This is a genomic window from Streptococcus sp. ACS2, assembly GCF_000525585.1.
In the GTDB taxonomy this organism is placed as follows: domain Bacteria; phylum Bacillota; class Bacilli; order Lactobacillales; family Streptococcaceae; genus Streptococcus.
This window is the reverse complement of the sequence record NZ_JALT01000012.1, coordinates 50,695-67,440: the sequence shown is the minus strand read 5'-3', so window position 1 is coordinate 67,440 and position 16,746 is coordinate 50,695. Positions and strand designations below refer to the sequence as shown.

General features: G+C 40.4%; 16 protein-coding genes. 2 read left to right on the top strand and 14 right to left on the bottom strand.

The window, feature by feature from the left end; genetic code table 11:
• Window positions 1-2: 2 nt before the first annotated feature.
• From HMPREF1517_RS01635 to HMPREF1517_RS01605, 7 genes are all read right to left on the bottom strand, one after another.
• A complete protein-coding gene (locus HMPREF1517_RS01635) occupies window positions 3-1,034 on the bottom strand; it encodes a 3-deoxy-7-phosphoheptulonate synthase (RefSeq protein WP_037599091.1) in 1,032 nt (343 codons plus the stop codon).
• Window positions 1,035-1,118: 84 nt separating this feature from the next.
• Window positions 1,119-2,150, bottom strand: coding sequence for a 3-deoxy-7-phosphoheptulonate synthase (locus HMPREF1517_RS01630; RefSeq protein WP_003094677.1), 1,032 nt, complete (start codon window positions 2,148-2,150; stop codon window positions 1,119-1,121).
• Between the two features lie 20 nt (window positions 2,151-2,170).
• Window positions 2,171-4,720: a preprotein translocase subunit SecA gene (gene secA / locus HMPREF1517_RS01625; RefSeq protein ID WP_004183450.1), complete on the bottom strand. Its 2,550-nt coding sequence runs from the start codon at window positions 4,718-4,720 to the stop codon at window positions 2,171-2,173.
• A 182-nt stretch (window positions 4,721-4,902) separates the two neighbouring features.
• A complete protein-coding gene (locus tag HMPREF1517_RS10140) occupies window positions 4,903-5,247 on the bottom strand; it encodes a hypothetical protein (RefSeq protein ID WP_084639271.1) in 345 nt (114 codons plus the stop codon).
• A 2-nt stretch (window positions 5,248-5,249) separates the two neighbouring features.
• The gene (gene manA, locus HMPREF1517_RS01615) at window positions 5,250-6,197 is read right to left on the bottom strand and encodes a mannose-6-phosphate isomerase, class I (RefSeq protein WP_037599090.1); all 948 of its coding nucleotides are present in this window, start codon (window positions 6,195-6,197) and stop codon (window positions 5,250-5,252) included.
• A 65-nt stretch (window positions 6,198-6,262) separates the two neighbouring features.
• The gene (gene scrK / locus HMPREF1517_RS01610) at window positions 6,263-7,156 is read right to left on the bottom strand and encodes a fructokinase ScrK (RefSeq protein WP_002891824.1); all 894 of its coding nucleotides are present in this window, start codon (window positions 7,154-7,156) and stop codon (window positions 6,263-6,265) included.
• 182 nt (window positions 7,157-7,338) lie between these two features.
• A complete protein-coding gene (locus tag HMPREF1517_RS01605) occupies window positions 7,339-9,240 on the bottom strand; it encodes a sucrose-specific PTS transporter subunit IIBC (RefSeq protein ID WP_037599089.1) in 1,902 nt (633 codons plus the stop codon).
• Window positions 9,241-9,428: 188 nt separating this feature from the next.
• Between HMPREF1517_RS01605 and HMPREF1517_RS01600 the strand changes: the two genes are divergently transcribed.
• Window positions 9,429-10,871: a sucrose-6-phosphate hydrolase gene (locus tag HMPREF1517_RS01600; RefSeq protein WP_013991171.1), complete on the top strand. Its 1,443-nt coding sequence runs from the start codon at window positions 9,429-9,431 to the stop codon at window positions 10,869-10,871.
• 8 nt (window positions 10,872-10,879) lie between these two features.
• Entirely contained in the window at window positions 10,880-11,845 is a 966-nt protein-coding gene (locus tag HMPREF1517_RS01595; protein WP_037599088.1) for a LacI family DNA-binding transcriptional regulator, read from the top strand.
• Window positions 11,846-11,935: 90 nt separating this feature from the next.
• On the opposite strand, the gene nusB is transcribed toward HMPREF1517_RS01595, so the two are convergent.
• From nusB to HMPREF1517_RS10535, 7 genes are all read right to left on the bottom strand, one after another.
• Complete coding sequence (gene nusB, locus HMPREF1517_RS01590; protein WP_002884506.1) at window positions 11,936-12,370, bottom strand: transcription antitermination factor NusB; 435 nt, start codon at window positions 12,368-12,370, stop codon at window positions 11,936-11,938.
• A complete protein-coding gene (locus HMPREF1517_RS01585; RefSeq protein ID WP_002884704.1) occupies window positions 12,363-12,752 on the bottom strand; it encodes an Asp23/Gls24 family envelope stress response protein in 390 nt (129 codons plus the stop codon). Before HMPREF1517_RS01585 ends, nusB begins: the two co-directional genes overlap by 8 nt.
• A 70-nt stretch (window positions 12,753-12,822) precedes the next feature.
• The gene (gene efp, locus HMPREF1517_RS01580) at window positions 12,823-13,383 is read right to left on the bottom strand and encodes an elongation factor P (RefSeq protein ID WP_002884532.1); all 561 of its coding nucleotides are present in this window, start codon (window positions 13,381-13,383) and stop codon (window positions 12,823-12,825) included.
• Window positions 13,384-13,498: 115 nt separating this feature from the next.
• Window positions 13,499-13,954, bottom strand: a complete 456-nt coding sequence (locus HMPREF1517_RS01575; RefSeq protein WP_002884736.1) for a deoxycytidylate deaminase — start codon at window positions 13,952-13,954, stop codon at window positions 13,499-13,501.
• Between the two features lie 18 nt (window positions 13,955-13,972).
• Window positions 13,973-15,034, bottom strand: a complete 1,062-nt coding sequence (locus tag HMPREF1517_RS01570) for a M24 family metallopeptidase (RefSeq protein ID WP_014635041.1) — start codon at window positions 15,032-15,034, stop codon at window positions 13,973-13,975.
• A gap of 132 nt (window positions 15,035-15,166) precedes the next feature.
• Entirely contained in the window at window positions 15,167-15,889 is a 723-nt protein-coding gene (locus tag HMPREF1517_RS01565; protein ID WP_232219550.1) for a hypothetical protein, read from the bottom strand.
• Complete coding sequence (locus HMPREF1517_RS10535; protein ID WP_037599087.1) at window positions 15,879-16,700, bottom strand: ABC transporter ATP-binding protein; 822 nt, start codon at window positions 16,698-16,700, stop codon at window positions 15,879-15,881. The genes HMPREF1517_RS01565 and HMPREF1517_RS10535 overlap by 11 nt, the downstream gene beginning before the upstream one ends.
• Window positions 16,701-16,746 lie beyond the last annotated feature (46 nt).

Here is a 16,746-nt window from a genome sequence, read left to right as displayed (position 1 = left end):
AATTATAACGAAAGTCGATTGTGGATTTCACGAATAAGGCTATCTGTCTTATCCCAACCAAGACATGGATCTGTAATTGATTTCCCATAAACTTCAGGTGTGTCTTGACGACCATCCTCAAGGTAAGACTCAATCATAAAGCCACGCACGGTATCCGCGATACGCTCATCCCACTCACGGTTAAGAAGGACTTCACGCACAATACGAACTTGCTCCATGAAGTTTTTACCTGAGTTGTCATGGTTTGTATCAACAAGAATAAATGGGTTTTCCAGATTAAGTGCACTATACTTGTCCAAAGCCTTAACCAAGTCCTCGTAATGGTAGTTGACAATGTTCTGACCATTTTCATTGTTGGCGCCACGCAGGATAGCGTGAGCGAGTGGGTTACCATCTGTTTTAACTTCAGCACCATTGTAAAGGAAATGCTGTTGATTCTGCGCAGCATAGATACCATTAAACATGACATTCAAATTCCCTGACGTTGGGTTCTTCAAGCCAATTGGCACATCAATACCTGAAGCTACAAAGCGGTGTTCTTGGTCCTCGACAGAACGTGCTCCAATAGCGTGATAGCTAAGCAGATCATCAAAGAAGGAAAGATTTGACGGATAAAGCATCTCGTCAGCGATTGGAAGGCCTGTTTCAGTAATAATACGTGACTGAAGGTGGCGAACCGCCTTAACCCCAGCAAGAAGGTCTACATCCCCCTCTGCATCTGGCTGGTGGATAAGCCCCTTATAACCGTCCCCATTAGTACGTGGTTTAGCTGTATAAACACGCATAACAATAAAGATTTTATCCTTCACTTCTTCCTGAAGTTTGGCCAAACGGTGAGCATAGTCAAGAACGGCTTCTTCATTATCAGATGAACATGGACCAATAACCAAGAGAATACGTTTGTCCTCACCCTTGATAATTTTTGCCAAGGCCTCATCATTAGCCTGTTTAGTTACTAGTGCGTCTCCCGTAAGAGCATGCAATTTCCTTACTTCCGCTACATCAATCAGCGGACTATTTTGATGAATTCCCATCTATTTCCCTCTCTTTGTGAAAAGAGAGCGAACCGCTTGGTCATCCAAACGGTTCACTCCCCATATATGGTTTCTGTTACCTTATTATTTTGACAAAGTATCGTGGATTTCACGAATCAATTCTTCTGTCTTATCCCAACCAAGACATGGGTCAGTGATTGATTTACCATAGACATCTGGCGCATCTTGACGGCCATCTTCAAGGTAAGATTCAATCATGAAACCACGTGCAACTTTGTTGATTTTTTCATTCCAGTCACGGTTAATCAAGGTTTGACGAACGATACGGATTTGTTCCAAGTAACGTTTACCTGAGTTATCATGGTTTGTATCAATAACGATGAATGGATTTTCAAGGCCCATTTGTTCATAGTGTTCGATTGTTTCAAGAACATCATCATAGTAGAAGTTAGGCACGTTTTTACCATATTCATTCGTTGAACCACGAAGAATAACGTGTGCCAATGGGTTACCTGATGTTTCAACTTCTTCACCGTTAAAGAGGAAGTTTTGTTTGTTTTGTGCAGCGTAGATACCATTAAACATAACGTTAAGGTTCCCTGATGTTGGGTTCTTCATACCAGTTGGAACATCAATACCTGATGCAACAAAACGGTGTTGTTGGTCTTCTACAGAACGTGCACCGATGGCAATATATGACACAAGGTCATCTACCAAAGGAAGGTTTTCTGGGTAAAGCATTTCATCAGCAGTTGTGATACCAGTTTCAGTGATAACACGGTAGTGAAGATTACGTACAGCCTTAATACCATTGATTAGGTTTGGTTTCCCTTCAGCATCAGGTTGGTGTACAAGTCCTTTATAGCCATCACCATTTGTACGAGGTTTAGCTGTATAGACACGCATAACCATAAAGACTTTATCTTTAACTTCTTCTTGAAGTTTAGCCAAACGGTGAGCATAATCAAGAACAGCTTCTTCATTATCAGATGAACATGGACCGATAACCAAAAGCGTACGGTCATCTTCACCCTTGATGATTGCTTCAAGCTCTTTATCACGAGCTTGTTTCTTGGCAAGAGCTTCACCTGTTAATGTAGTTGATTCTTTAACTGCATCAAAATCAATTTTTTCACTTACTGCTTTAAAAACCATAATAATTACCTATTTTTTTCCTAAAATTGTTTACGACCGTGACAATTTTTAAATTTCTTACCAGAGCCACATGGACAGAAGTCATTACGACCAACCTTACTAAAGTCAATTTCTTGACCATTAGCATCTGCTTGGTGGGCCTGGATATTGCCTGTTGCTGTTGTCGAAACACGTTCATTCACATTTTCACGAGATTGTTCATGAATTTGTGCTTTCATCATTGTACGTGTCACATCATATTCAATTGCCCCAATCATATCTTGGAACATCTTGAACCCTTCAGATTGATACTCAACGATTGGGTTGTTTTGTGCATAACCACGCAAACCAACGGCATTACGTAATTGATCTAGGGCATCGATGTGGTCCGTCCACTTGTTATCAACAACCATCAAAATCAAGACTTTTTGGAATTCACGGATAGCTTCCTCTGAACGCAATTTCTTGATTTGACGATCATAAACATCATCTGCTAACTCATTCAAGTAAACTTTAATAGCGTCATAATTAACACTACGTTTCGTTACCTCTCCCACTTCTTGTAAATCTTCAAGTGAGATGGCATTCTCAGGAACCAAAGCCTGACGAGCAAAGTTCAAAATACCTTTAAGAGCTTCCTCTTGATCATTGCGGCTGTGACCATCTACTGTACGGTTAATCGTACGCGTAATCATAGCCTTAATCTCAGGTTCAAGGTCACGTTCCGCTGTGATAACATCATAACGCTCAGCATAGATGATTTCACGTTGTTCACGCATAACGTCATCGTACTGAAGGACTTGTTTACGAGTATCGTAGTTATTTCCTTCGACACGTTTTTGAGCCGCTTCCACTTGGCGTGTCAACATACGTGATTTGATAACAATATCTTCATCATCAGCATTCAAACGTTCCAAGACTTGTTTGATACGATCAGAACCGAAACGACGCATCAATTCGTCTTCAAGTGAAAGGTAGAATTGAGATTCCCCTGGGTCCCCTTGACGTCCCGCACGACCACGCAACTGGTTATCGATACGGCGGCTTTCGTGACGCTCTGTACCAATGACACAGAGTCCACCAAGGTCAAGAACACCTTCACCAAGTTTGATGTCGGTACCACGACCGGCCATGTTGGTCGCAATCGTAACGGCACCACGTTGACCCGCATTCATGATAATATGCGCTTCTTTTTCGTGGTTCTTGGCATTAAGCACTTCATGAGGAATACCTGCTTCAACCAACATCTTAGAAATCAAGTCAGATGTTTCAACGGCAACCGTACCAACAAGGACTGGCTGTCCTTTTTCATAACGACGTTTAACATCTTGTACCACTGCACGGAATTTAGCATCCAAGGTAGGGTAAAGAAGGTCATCGTGGTCAATACGTTGAATTGGACGGTTAGTTGGAATCGGAATGATTCGCATGTTGTAAATTTCACGGAATTCATCTTCCTCAGTTTTACCAGTACCAGTCATCCCTGACAATTTCTTGTACATACGGAACATATTTTGGTAAGTGATTGAGGCAGATGTCTTCGTTTCTTCTTGAACTGGCACACCTTCTTTTGCCTCAATGGCTTGGTGGAGCCCATCTGAGAAACGACGACCTTCCATGGTACGACCTGTAAATTGGTCAACGATAAGAATTTCTTGCTCAGGACTGACCACATAGTCAATATCATGCAACATGATGTAGTTGGCACGAAGGGCGTTGTCAATATAGTGAGTCAAGGCAACATTATCAATATCGTACAAGTTGTCCAAGTTGAAGAATTCTTCAGCCTTGTCAATACCTGAGTCATTCAAACCAATCGTTTTTGTTGGAATATCAATGGCATAATCATCCTCTGTCAAGGTCTTAACAAAGGCATCCGCACGGTGATATAACTGATTAGTTTCTGAACTTACAGGACCTGATACAATCAATGGTGTACGAGCTTCGTCGATAAGAACTGAGTCAACCTCATCGACCAAGGCATAGTTCAATGGACGTTGTACCATGTTTTCCTTACGAACAACCATGTTATCACGAAGATAGTCGAAACCTACCTCTGAGTTGGTTGAGTAAGTGATGTCACAGTTATAAGCTTCACGTTTTTCAGCTGGTGATTTGGCTGAAAGGTTAATCCCTACTGACAAACCAAGCCAACTATAAAGCTCACCCATTTCAGTCGCATCACGCTCTGAAAGGTATTCGTTAACGGTGATAACGTGCACACCTTCACCTGAAATAGCATTTAGGTAAACAGGCATGGTCGCAGTCAGGGTTTTCCCTTCCCCTGTACGCATCTCTGGGACGTCACCATGGTGAAGAACGATACCACCCATGATTTGCACACGATATGGGAAAAGTCCAAGGACACGTTTTGCCCCTTCACGAACAACTGCAAATGCCTCTGGCAAGAGTTGGTCTAGGCTTTCTCCGTTTTGATATCGTTTTTTAAATTCTTCTGTTTTTGCCTGAAGTTCTTCATCTGAAAGAGCCGCCATTGCATCAGCATAGCTCTCGACTTTCTTGGCAGTTTTTTCTAGTTTCTTAATTTCGCCTTTATCATTTTCAATGATTTTGCGTAATATATTTGCCATCTTTTTTCCTTTCGACAGTCTTTATCTCCATATTTTACCACAAAAGCCCCCTTTAAACAAGAAATCACTCAAGGATTGACAAAGAAAAAAGCCCTAGTTTAAGGGCTTTCACAATGGATTTGCAAATAAACGAAAACTTTTTTATTAGATTCACTGAAAATATCGACAATAATGCTTTAAAACTACTTCTTAGAGTTCTCTTGGCTCTCTAGGATATCCTCAAAATCATGCAAGAGATTTTCAAAAGCCTGCTCAAAGAAGGCATGGTCGGTGCCGCTATAGGCCTTCATTATCATAGGGCTAGCTTCAAAATCAACGTAGAATTGATAGTCCAAGACACCATTTTTCCAGTAAAATTTGATGCTAGGGGAGGCCGTTTTTTCACCGCACATCCCAGGAATGGCCCTTTGTAAGCCATAAATGTGGTCTCCATAGTCTTTTAGACGATAGTAAGCTCCCTCAAAATAATAGGATTTGCCAATTTCAATACACTCAAATAGTACAGCTAAAACTTTTTCATTACTCATACTTAAGCCTCGTTAGGGTGACTGACAATCATCTCCAATTGTCCATCAATTTCCCAATCTGTCACATCATTTGGAAGAATGAAGTGATCACCTTTTTTTAGACAATAAATGCGTGAATCGATAGTCATAGTCCCATTGCCAGAAAGTACCGAACAAAGCAAATAAGGAGCTGATTGCTTGAAGTCAACCAAGCCATTGAGTTTCCATTTATATACGGCGAAGAAGGAGTTTGATGTCAAACAAGTCGACTCTAATTGTAAGGTCTTAACAGTTGCTGGGACGCTATTTTTTGGCTCCCCTAGATTCAAGACATCAAGAGACTGTTGAATATGAAGCTCACGTTTATTGCCCTGATCATCCCTACGATCAAAATCATAGACACGGTAAGTGGTATCGCTAGATTGTTGAGTCTCTAAGATTAGGATACCTGGACCAATAGCATGCATGGTACCACTTGGTACAAAGAAAAAGTCACCTTTTTTAACAGGAGTTTTCGACAAAAGTCCGTCCCAATCACCTGCTTCAATTAAGGACGCCAATTCTTCCTTTGTCTTAGCCTTGTGACCATAAATAATCTCTGCACCCTCTTCAGCATCAATAATATACCAACATTCTGTCTTTCCTAGCTCACCTTCATGCTCTAGTCCATAAGCATCATCAGGGTGTACTTGTACTGAGAGCCAGTCATTAGCGTCCAAAATCTTTGTCAACAAAGGAAAAACACTAGTCTTGGGATTTCCAAAAAGTTCTGGTTTATCCTTGTAAAGTTCTGCCAGATGAAAACCAGCATACTTTCCGTTTTTGACATAGGATACACCATTAGGATGGGCAGAAATTGCCCAGTATTCACCAGTGTGTTCACTGGGAATATCGTAACCAAACTCTGTCTTAAGTCGATTACCTCCCCAGATTTTTTCATGCATTGGCGAATCTAAAAATAAAGGTTCCATTACATCCTCCTGTATAGAGCAAAACGCCTTAAGATCATGTCTTAAAGCGATTTTACATATTTTGCTTATTTGCGTGAGTGTTTGTCAGCTACATCTTTGGCAAGTGCAAAGTTACCAAGTGTTGCAGAGCCATTACCTGAAACAGCAGGTGTCACAATATACTCAGTCACGTCTGGCACTGGAAGGTAACCATTCAAAAGAGCTGTGAATTTTTCACGGACACGACGAAGCATGTGTTCTTGTCCCATAACACCACCCCCAAATACGATAACTTCTGGACGGTAGAGCACAGTTGCCTGGACAGCAGCTTGAGCAATGTAGTAAGCTTGAACATCCCAAACCTCAGAATTTTGCTCAATCAATTCGCCACGAATACCTGTACGGGCTTCAAGTGATGGACCAGCAGCCAAACCTTCCAAACATCCGCGGTGGAATGGACAAGTTCCGTTAAATTCATTGGAAACATCATTTGGGTGAAGAGGTACATATACGTGACCAGCTTCAGTGTGACCCATACCACCAATGAACTCACCATTTTGAATAGCACCGGCTCCAATACCAGTTCCGATAGTGTAGTAAACAAGACTCTTAACACCTTTACGAACAAGTGTCTCACCATAAGCAGATGAGTTAACATCAGTCGTAAAGTAGAAAGGAATATTAAACTCTTTAGCAATCAAACCAAGAAGGTCGACATTTGACCAATGTGGTTTTGGTGTTGAAGTCACAAAACCATATGTTTCAGAGTTTGGATCAACATCAATTGGTCCAAATGAACCAATTGCAATTCCAGCCAATTGATCTTCATAACGTTTGAAAAATTCAATCGTACGGTCAATTGTTTCATAAGGTGTAGTTGTTGGGAATTGAGTTTTTTCAACGACTTGGAATTTCTCATCGCCAACAGCACAAACAAATTTTGTACCACCAGCTTCCAAGCTTCCGTAAAGTTTAGCCATAGGTAAAGCTATCTCCTTTTGTAATCAATAAATAACTATTTCATACTATTATAAAGAAAAGCTAGGCAAAAGACAATCTAAATGAGACCTTGTTTAAGGAGGCACCGACTGCTCTGCTTCACACTTATCTTTATGAGCCATTTAACTAAAAAAGCCGAATTGGCTTCGACTTTTCTAGCTTATTATTTAACTGCGATGAAGTCTGCACCTTCAGCAACCGAACCAGTCGCTACTGATGAAACATCTTCGAAGTCTGCAGTGTTTGTAACGATAACCATAGTTGTATCGTCAAGACCTGCTTCAGTGATTACTGAGCTATCGAAGGTAGCCAAGACATCACCTTTTTTAATACGTTGATTTGCTTGAACTTTAGCATCAAATCCTTTACCCTCAAGTGAGACAGTGTCGATACCGATGTGGATAAGCACTTCAGCACCTTTATCAGATTTAAGACCGTAAGCGTGACCTGTTGGGAAGGCGATTTGCACTTCGCCATCAAATGGTGCAACTACTTGGTTACCTGAAGGTTTGATAGCGGCACCTTTACCCATAGCTCCTGATGAGAAGACTGGATCATTAACATTTTCCAAAGCTACAACTTCACCTTTAAGTGGTGCAGCGATTGTTTCGGCTTGCAATGCAACTGGAGCTGATTCTGCAGATGCAATATCTTCAGCAACAACTTCTTTTTGAGCTTCAACTTCTTCCTCTTTGTAACCGAAGATCCAAGTAAGAGCGAAACCAAGAGCAAGTGTTACAAGTACCATAAGAACATATTTAAGTACTTGACCGTTAAGGTAAAGAAGTGTACCAGGAACGATTGTTACACCAAATCCTGTACCAGCAAGGTTAAGGATTGATGCCAACCAACCACCAGCAGCACCGGCAATAAGACCCATGATAAATGGTTTACCGAAACGAAGGTTAACCCCGAAGATAGCTGGTTCAGTGATACCAAGTACCGCTGAAAGAGTTGCAGGGAAAGCAAGTGCTTTCAATTTAGCATCTTTAGTTTTAACACCCACTGCAAGTGTCGCACCAGCTTGGGCAGTCATAGCAGCTGTGATGATAGCGTTAAGTGGGTCTTTACCAGTATTAGCAATGAGGTTAGCTTCAAGCAAGTTAAAGACGTGGTGAACCCCTGTAACGACGATAACTTGGTGAACTCCACCAAGAACAAGACCAGCAAGACCAAATGGCAAGTTAAGAATCCATTCTGTAGCAGCAAGAACATAGCTTTCAACAGTATGGAAGACAGGGCCAATGATAAAGAGGGCCAAAGCTGACATTACTGCGAAGACGATAAGTGGACGTAAGAGAAGGTCAAGAACGTCTGGAACCCATTTACGAACCCATTGCTCGAACTTAGCACCAAGCAAACCTACGAAGAAGGCTGGAAGCACTGAGTTTTGGTAACCTACTACTGGAATAAAATCAAAGAAGTAAATTGGTTTAGCAGCACCTGATGCAACATCCCAAGCGTTAGGAAGGGCGTTGTTAACCATCATCAAACCAAGAACCAAACCAAGAAGTGGTGAACCACCAAATACGTTAAAGGCTGACCAACAAATCAAGGCTGGGAAGAAGGCGAAGGCTGTATCTGTCAATACAACTGTGTAAGTATAAAAATCAGTAGCAGCAAAAGCTTTTGATGTTGTACCGAACAAACCAAGAACTGTATCGTTATTGATTGCTCCACGGATACCCATGAAAAGACCAGTCGCTACGATTGCTGGAAGCAATGGAACGAAAACGTCACCAAATGAACGGATAGCACGTTGGAACCAGTTACCTTGTTTAGCAGCTTCTGCTTTTTGTTCGTCTTTAGATGCTGTTGGAAGACCTTGAGCAACGACTTCGTCGTAAATCTTGTTAACAGTACCTGTACCAAAAATCATTTGGTATTGACCTGAGTTAAAGAAAGCACCTTGAACTTTTTCAATGTTCTCAGCCTTTTCTTTATTGATTTTGTTTTCATCTTTGACCATCACACGTAGACGAGTCGCACAGTGAGCAACACTGTTGACGTTTTCACGTCCACCGAGGGCATCGATGACTTCTTTTGCAATTTGTTTGTTATCCATTTGCAAAATTCTCCTTAATAAAATTTGGTATGAAAGCGTTTAGCTTTTCTTTACGATAACTATTTTAGCATCTTTCTGCCATATGTCAACCGTTTAGCATATTTTTTTATTTTTTGTTATAAATCGTTGATTTTTATAGGTAAAACGTTTACTATATTATTAACAAATAGATTAGGAGATTACTAAATATGAATCTACCAACAGAAGTTCGTTACCGTCCATACGCAGATTGGACAGACGAAGAAAAAACAAAGATTAGAGAAAATGTCGCTAAATCACCTTGGCGTGCAAGTTACCATATCGAACCAGAAACAGGGCTTCTTAATGATCCAAACGGTTTTTCTTACTTTAATGGTAAGTTCCAACTTTTCTACCAAAGTTGGCCATTTGGAGCTGCTCATGGTTTGAAACAATGGGTGCATACTGAAACTGAAGATTTGGTTCACTTTACAGAAACTGGTGTCAAACTCTTGCCAGACCATGAAAATGATAGCCACGGTGCCTACTCAGGTTCTGCTTATCAAATCGGTGATAAACTCTTTATCTTCTATACTGGGAACGTTCGTGATGAAAACTGGATTCGTGACCCACGTCAAATCGGCGCTTGGATGGATAAAGACGGCAAAATCGAAAAATTCGACAAGGTTCTTATCAAACAACCTGCTGACGCTACTGGGCACTTCCGTGACCCTCAAATCTTCGATTACAAGGGACAATTCTACGCTATCGTAGGTGCTCAAAACCACGATAAACAAGGTTATATCAAACTTTACAAGGCAGTAGACAATGATGTCGAAAACTGGGTTGAGGTTGGTAATCTTGACTTTGGTGGCACTGGGTCAGAGTACATGATTGAGTGTCCTAACCTTGTCTTTGTAGATGGCAAACCTGTTCTTCTTTATAGCCCACAAGGTCTCGATAAAGCTGAACTTGACTACGGTAACATCTACCCTAACACTTATAAGATTTTCCAAGATTTCGACACAGAAAAACCTGCCCTCGTTGATGGCACACCAATTATCAACTTGGACTACGGATTTGAAGCATATGCAACTCAAGGCTTTAATACTCCAGATGGTCGTGCCCTTATTGTCAGCTGGATCGGTCTTCCAGATGTGGACTATCCAACTGACAAATACGACTACCAAGGGGCTATGAGCTTGGTTAAAGAATTGTCTATTAAAGATGGCAAACTCTACCAATATCCAGTCGAAGCCATTACAAGCTTACGTGCTAGCCAAGAAGATTTCTCTGAAAAAACGGCAACAACTAACACTTACGAGCTTGAACTTAACTTTGAAGCTAACACTCAAACAGAACTTGTCCTCTTCGCAGACCAAGAAGGGAATGGCTTGTCACTTACAGTTGATACTGAAAACGGAAAAGTTATCCTTGACCGTTCTAAAGCTGGTGAACAATATGCTACTGACTTTGGAACAAGTCGTGAATGTACACTTGATGCCGGTCAAGCTGCAACAGCAAACATCTTTGTAGATAACTCAATCGTTGAAATTTACTTCAACAAAGGTGAGAAAGTCTTCACTAGTCGTGTTTTCCCAAGTGCAGAACAAACTGGTATCAAAGTAACATCAGGAAACGTTTCTGGGCACTACTTCGACTTGAAATACTAAGGTGATTTATGGTCGCAAAGCTTACTGACGTTGCCGAACTGGCTGGTGTGAGCCCAACCACAGTTTCTCGCGTCATAAACAAAAAGGGCTACCTCTCACAGAAGACCATTGACAAAGTTCACGCTGCTATGCAAGAACTCAACTATAAACCAAATAATTTAGCTCGAGGTCTTCAAGGAAAGTCGGCCAAACTTGTTGGCTTGATTTTCCCAAATATCTCCAATGTCTTTTATGCTGAGCTTATTGAACGTCTTGAAGATGAACTCTTTAAGCAAGGCTATAAAACCATCATTTGTAACAGTGAGCATGATCCTAACAAGGAAAAGGACTATTTGGAGATGCTTGCCGCCAATCAATGTGATGGCATCATCTCGTCTAGCCACAATCTTGGCATTGAGGATTATGAGAAGGTTGAAGCTCCCATCGTTGCCTTCGACCGTAATCTCGCCCCAAAGATTCCTATCGTTTCATCTGACAACTTTGAAGGTGGGAAGTTAGCCGCAAGAGCTCTGGTTAAAGCTGGTTGTCAACGAATTGTCATGATTACAGGTTATGATAATTCAGATTCTCCAACAGGACTCCGTCAACTAGGTTTTAATTATGAGTTGGACAAAAAAGGTATTATCTGTCCCGTTCCAAACGATTTGTCTCTCATGCGACGAGAATTAGAAATCAAATCTATCATTTCTCGTGAAAAGGCAGATGGCATCTTTGTTTCGGACGATTTAACAGCTATCTTGGTTATGAAGGTAGCTAGACAATTGGAACTTTCTATCCCTGATGACCTTAAAATCATCGGTTATGACGGAACTGCCTTTATCCGTCACTTCTACCCAGAGCTAGCAACCATCCAACAACCTTTGGATGAAATCGCTAAGCTTTGTGTCGAAATTCTTCTCAAGAAAATTAAAGGCAAAACAGTTAATCGTGATTACGTGCTTCCAGTAAGTTTGATTGCCGGTGGTAGTATATAAATAAAAGTCGCAAGAAATCTCCGCTTGCGACTTTTTTTCTTGTTAAATTTGTAGAAAAAAGAAGTTGAAATAGTGTTCAACTTCTTTTGCTTATGCTTCATCTGTCACGAACTGACTAAGTACACCGTTAATGAACTTAGCAGATGTTTCATCAGAATATTTTTTAGCGATTTCAATGATTTCGTTGATAGCCACACGACCTGGTGTTTCTTCAAATGACGTGATTTCATAAAGTCCTAAACGAAGGAGGGTACGATCTGTCACAATCAAACGTGAGAGACTCCAACCTTCTTTCAATTTTTCTTCAATTTGACTATCAAGTTGAGCCAACTCTTCACGGACGCCTGTTACTAGGCTAAGGAGAAAGGCTGGTACATCAACTTCAGTTTCTTCGTCAATTGGCTTGTCATAAGTGTAAGCGAAATGTGCTTGTTCCAGAGCTTCACCACCAAATTCAAGGGCAAAAAGCGTTTGAAAAGCACGCTCACGAAGGTCACGACGTGAATCTTTAAAGATATTAGTCATTCAAAAAATCCTCGTTAAACAATTCAGCCAAGTCTGGTTTTTGTGACTTTTCAGTAACAATAGATTCAACGTGAACGTTGACTTCTGAAATTGCCACTTCTGCCATATCATAGACAGCTGCTTTAACAGCCTTTTGAATTTCAATTGAAACCGCTGGTACGTTAACCCCATACTGAAGTGAAACGTAGATATCAGCATTTACAGTACCATCTTCTTCTGTTCGGAGGTAAACACCACGTCCCAAGCTTGTTTTGCTGAGACTATCCGTAACATTTTTATTTTGAAGGGCGTAAACACCTTCCACTTTAGTTGCAGCGATACCTGTAATCACTTCGAGCACGCGAGGGGCAATTACAATTTCACCGATATTTTCTGTAGTCATCGCATGTTTCCTTTCCGTTAGTTTGGAAAATAAAGCCTTCAAACCAGTGGTTTGAAAGACTTAGTTGGGCTTAGGCACGTGATACGTAAGTACCTTCAGCTGTGTTGATAACCAATTTTTGACCAGCTTCGATAAAGTCTGGAACGTTAACCACAAGACCAGTTTCAAGTGTCGCAGGTTTACCTGAACCTGTAACTGTTGCACCCTTGATTGATGGTTGTGTTTCAGTAACAGTCAATTCAACAGTTGTTGGTACTTGCACACCGATAACTTCTGTTCCGTAGAATTGGATTTTTACTTCTGAGTTTTCAAGGATAAATTTCAATTCTTCTTGAACGTTGGCTACTGGAATTTCATATTGGTCATATGTTTCAGTGTTCATGAAGTACGCAGTATCATCCATTTGGTACAAGTATTGTGCTGGTACTGTTTCGATGATTGCTTGTTCAAATTTTTCTTCTGGACGGTAGCTAGTATCAAAAGTTGAACCTGAGCGAACATCACGCAATTTCATACGCATGATTGTGTTACCTTTACCAGGTTTGTGGTGGCTAGCTTCAAGAACTTTGATCAATTTGCCATCGTTAGTTACGAAAGTCATACCCGCACGGAGTTTACTTGCTTCAATCATTATTAAATACCTCTTTGTAAAAAATTATTATCAGTTTATTCTACCATAAATGACAGCATGGCTCAAATGTTTTATAGATTCAAGCCCAATCCTCAGGCTTTTTTCAAAGAACAAACTAGTCATCCATTCCTAAGTGAACCTCTGGAACATCATGCTGCAAATAAGAAACACCCTTTTGTTCCATCAACTCAATCGCAAATGGGTGCGGTCTATAATTGGCCTTGTAAGTAATCTTTACGATACCAGCTTGCAAGAGAGCTTTGGTGCAGTTGATACAAGGAAAATGAGTCACATAAATCTCTGTATTTTTGGTAGAAATCCCCTCTTTGGCACATTGGATAAGGGCATTCATCTCTGCATGTACCGTACGAATACAATGACCATCTTCCATGTAGTGACCTACTTCGTTACAGTTATCAGTCTCAGAAACCCCGCCGTTATAACCTGTAGCGATAATACGCTTGTCCTTGACTAAAACAGCCCCAACAAAGGCACGGTCACACGTAGAACGCTTAGAAATCAGCTCTGCATTAGCCATAAAATAATCTTGCCAAGATAAACGGTTTGGCATAAAGTATTCCTCCAAATCTTAGAGAACAATCAATTCCTTAGGCGCAAGGGTAATCAATTCACAACCATTTTCTGTGATAATGATGTCGTCTTCGATACGGACACCATATTTATCAGCCAAATAAACACCTGGCTCGTCCGTCAAGACCATACCAGCTTCGATGGTTTCATCAGAATTACCAAAGTAAGGAATCTCGTGAATGTCAAGACCGATACCGTGTCCAATACCATGTGTAAAGTAATCACCGTACCCCGCTTCGACAATAACATCACGCGCAACCTTATCATAGTCACGACGTGTCATGCCAGCCTTAGCCGCGTCAATCAAGGCCTGATTAGAACGTAGAACGATATCATAAATTTCACGCTCCTCATCAGTAGTGTCACCAATATGGATAGTACGAGTCATATCGCTAACGTAGTGGTTGTAGTAACAACCAAAGTCCATAGTCAAGGTCTCACCAGATTGAATAACCTTTTCTGAAGCAACCCCGTGAGGCATAGCTGAACGGTAGCCTGAAGCAATGATAGACTCAAAGGAAATCCCTGAAGCTCCGTACTCGCGCATACGGAAATCTAAGAAGTTTGCTACTTGTAGCTCTGTTGTTTGACCTGGTTTAATGAAATCAAGCACATCTGTAAAGGCACGGTCTGAGATAGAACAAGCCTTACGGATAGTTGCCAATTCTTTTTCGTCCTTGATCATACGCAACTCTTCCATGAAGTTGCTTTGTGGTGACAAAGTGTAGCCTTCAAAAATCGCTTGAAGACCTTGGTAGTAAGCAAATGACACCTGATTATCAAAACCGATTGTTTCAAGGTTATCAGCCTCGATAATTTTAACAATATCCTTAAGTGGATCCTTACTTTCGATAATATCAAAGCCATGCACAGATTGTTTGGCAATGAGGGTATAACGTGAATCCGTTAAGAAGAGGCGACGATTCTTAGTAATGAAGACAGTCGCATTTGTCCCCCAGAAATCTGTTAAATAATAGATATTTTTTTGTCCTGTCACCAACAAGGCATCAAGGCCTGATTGGGAAAGTTTGGCATCAAATCGTTCAAGTCTACGTTGCATTATGAATTACTCCTTTGGTATTTTAGGTTAATTATACCAAATTTTCAGACTTTAAAGGATTAAATTGACATTTTAGATTGTTTTTTTGATGTCATAAAGAAAAAGCCAGATGAAACTCTGACTTTATTAGCATTATACAAAGGCTCGCTTTTCGTAGATAGTTGGCATAAAAAGGAGCAAAACCGTAGTCCAAACAAACAAAACAAAGGCTTCGCGAAGATTAAAGAACCCTTGACCACTAGTAAAGACTGCTCGCATAAAACTAAATGGCACATAAGTCATCAGCTTAGTCATGGTATCCCCTAAACTAGCCAAATAGAGCGTGAAGAAAGTCATTCCTGTTACTCCAAAATAAGCCGTTACAAAGGCCGTTAAGGTATTCTTCACAAACAAGACAAGCAAAGAAGAAATCATATAAATAAAGGCTCCATAGAGTAGAAAATCAATATAGATGTTTCTGATATAATCCCACAAAGGAAAATCCACATGTTGCACAGAATACTTATAAAAAGCTAACTCTAAAACCAAAATAGTCGCAGCGACTATAGACAACACAAGGAAACTTAAGAGTTTTCGAAGAATGACCTCCCATCCAGATAAGGAAGATACCCGAATCATATTAATTGTTCGATTCTGAAATTCTCGTCCAAGACTAGACACTGCTAGATAAGCAAAGACGATATCCACGATAAAGGAATAACTGGCAATAATTGCTGATGGCCCAAGGTAAGCTCCCTTATAGCCATCACATAAGATTACAATTGCACCAATCAATGCTACCAATCCAAGACAAATAAAGACACTCCTTGTCACACATTCCTGCTTTAAAAATACCGTTCTCAATTTACTTTTCATTGAATAGCACCTCACTTAATCCTTCTTTTTCATAAGTAAAAGGAATCCCCTCCCGATCCATAACCTGCTTAACAGCTGCCAACCCTTTGACTAAGATGTCATGCTTTTGTCGTTCAAAAGGTATACCATTTAATTTGAGTAGGGTCATTAATGACTTCAAACTTAAATCCTCAGTATAAATCTTATATTTGACATTATCACTGTCATCTAAGTAAATCAGCTTATGATTCTTCAACAAATAATTTTTCGTACAAACCTGTTCAAGATTAGACAGGATATGACTTGAAATAATAAAGGTTAGACCATGGTTTTTAGCTAACTTTTTAATTAATGTGAGGAGACTGTTGATTCCATTAGGATCCAAACCATTTGTAGGCTCATCAAGAAGGATGAGTTCATCTGAAGCAATTAAGGCGATAAACAAACCCACACGTTGCTTCATTCCCAAAGACAATTTGGAAGCCTTGCGTTTAAGATAGGCTGCCACCTCCAACTCGTCCTTATAACGATCAATTAACGCGTAATCCTTACTGTACAATTTACAATAGAATTTAAGGTTAGCTTCAACAGTCATGTTAGGATATAGAGCTGGAGCTTCAATCAAGGCTCCTACAGTTTTTGTTTTTAAGTCAATAATATCCTTGGGTCCTGCCAAGATACCTGAGACTAGTTTCATCAGGGTCGTCTTCCCTGCACCATTATTACCAATCAAACCAGCAATATCCCCCTTCTCTAACGTGAACGAGATATTATCCAAAACGGTTTGCTTTCCAAAACTATAGGTTAAGCCTTTCACCGCTAGCACTGTCATGTATTTACCTTTCTTTGTTTAAATATATTTCTAATATAAATCTTTA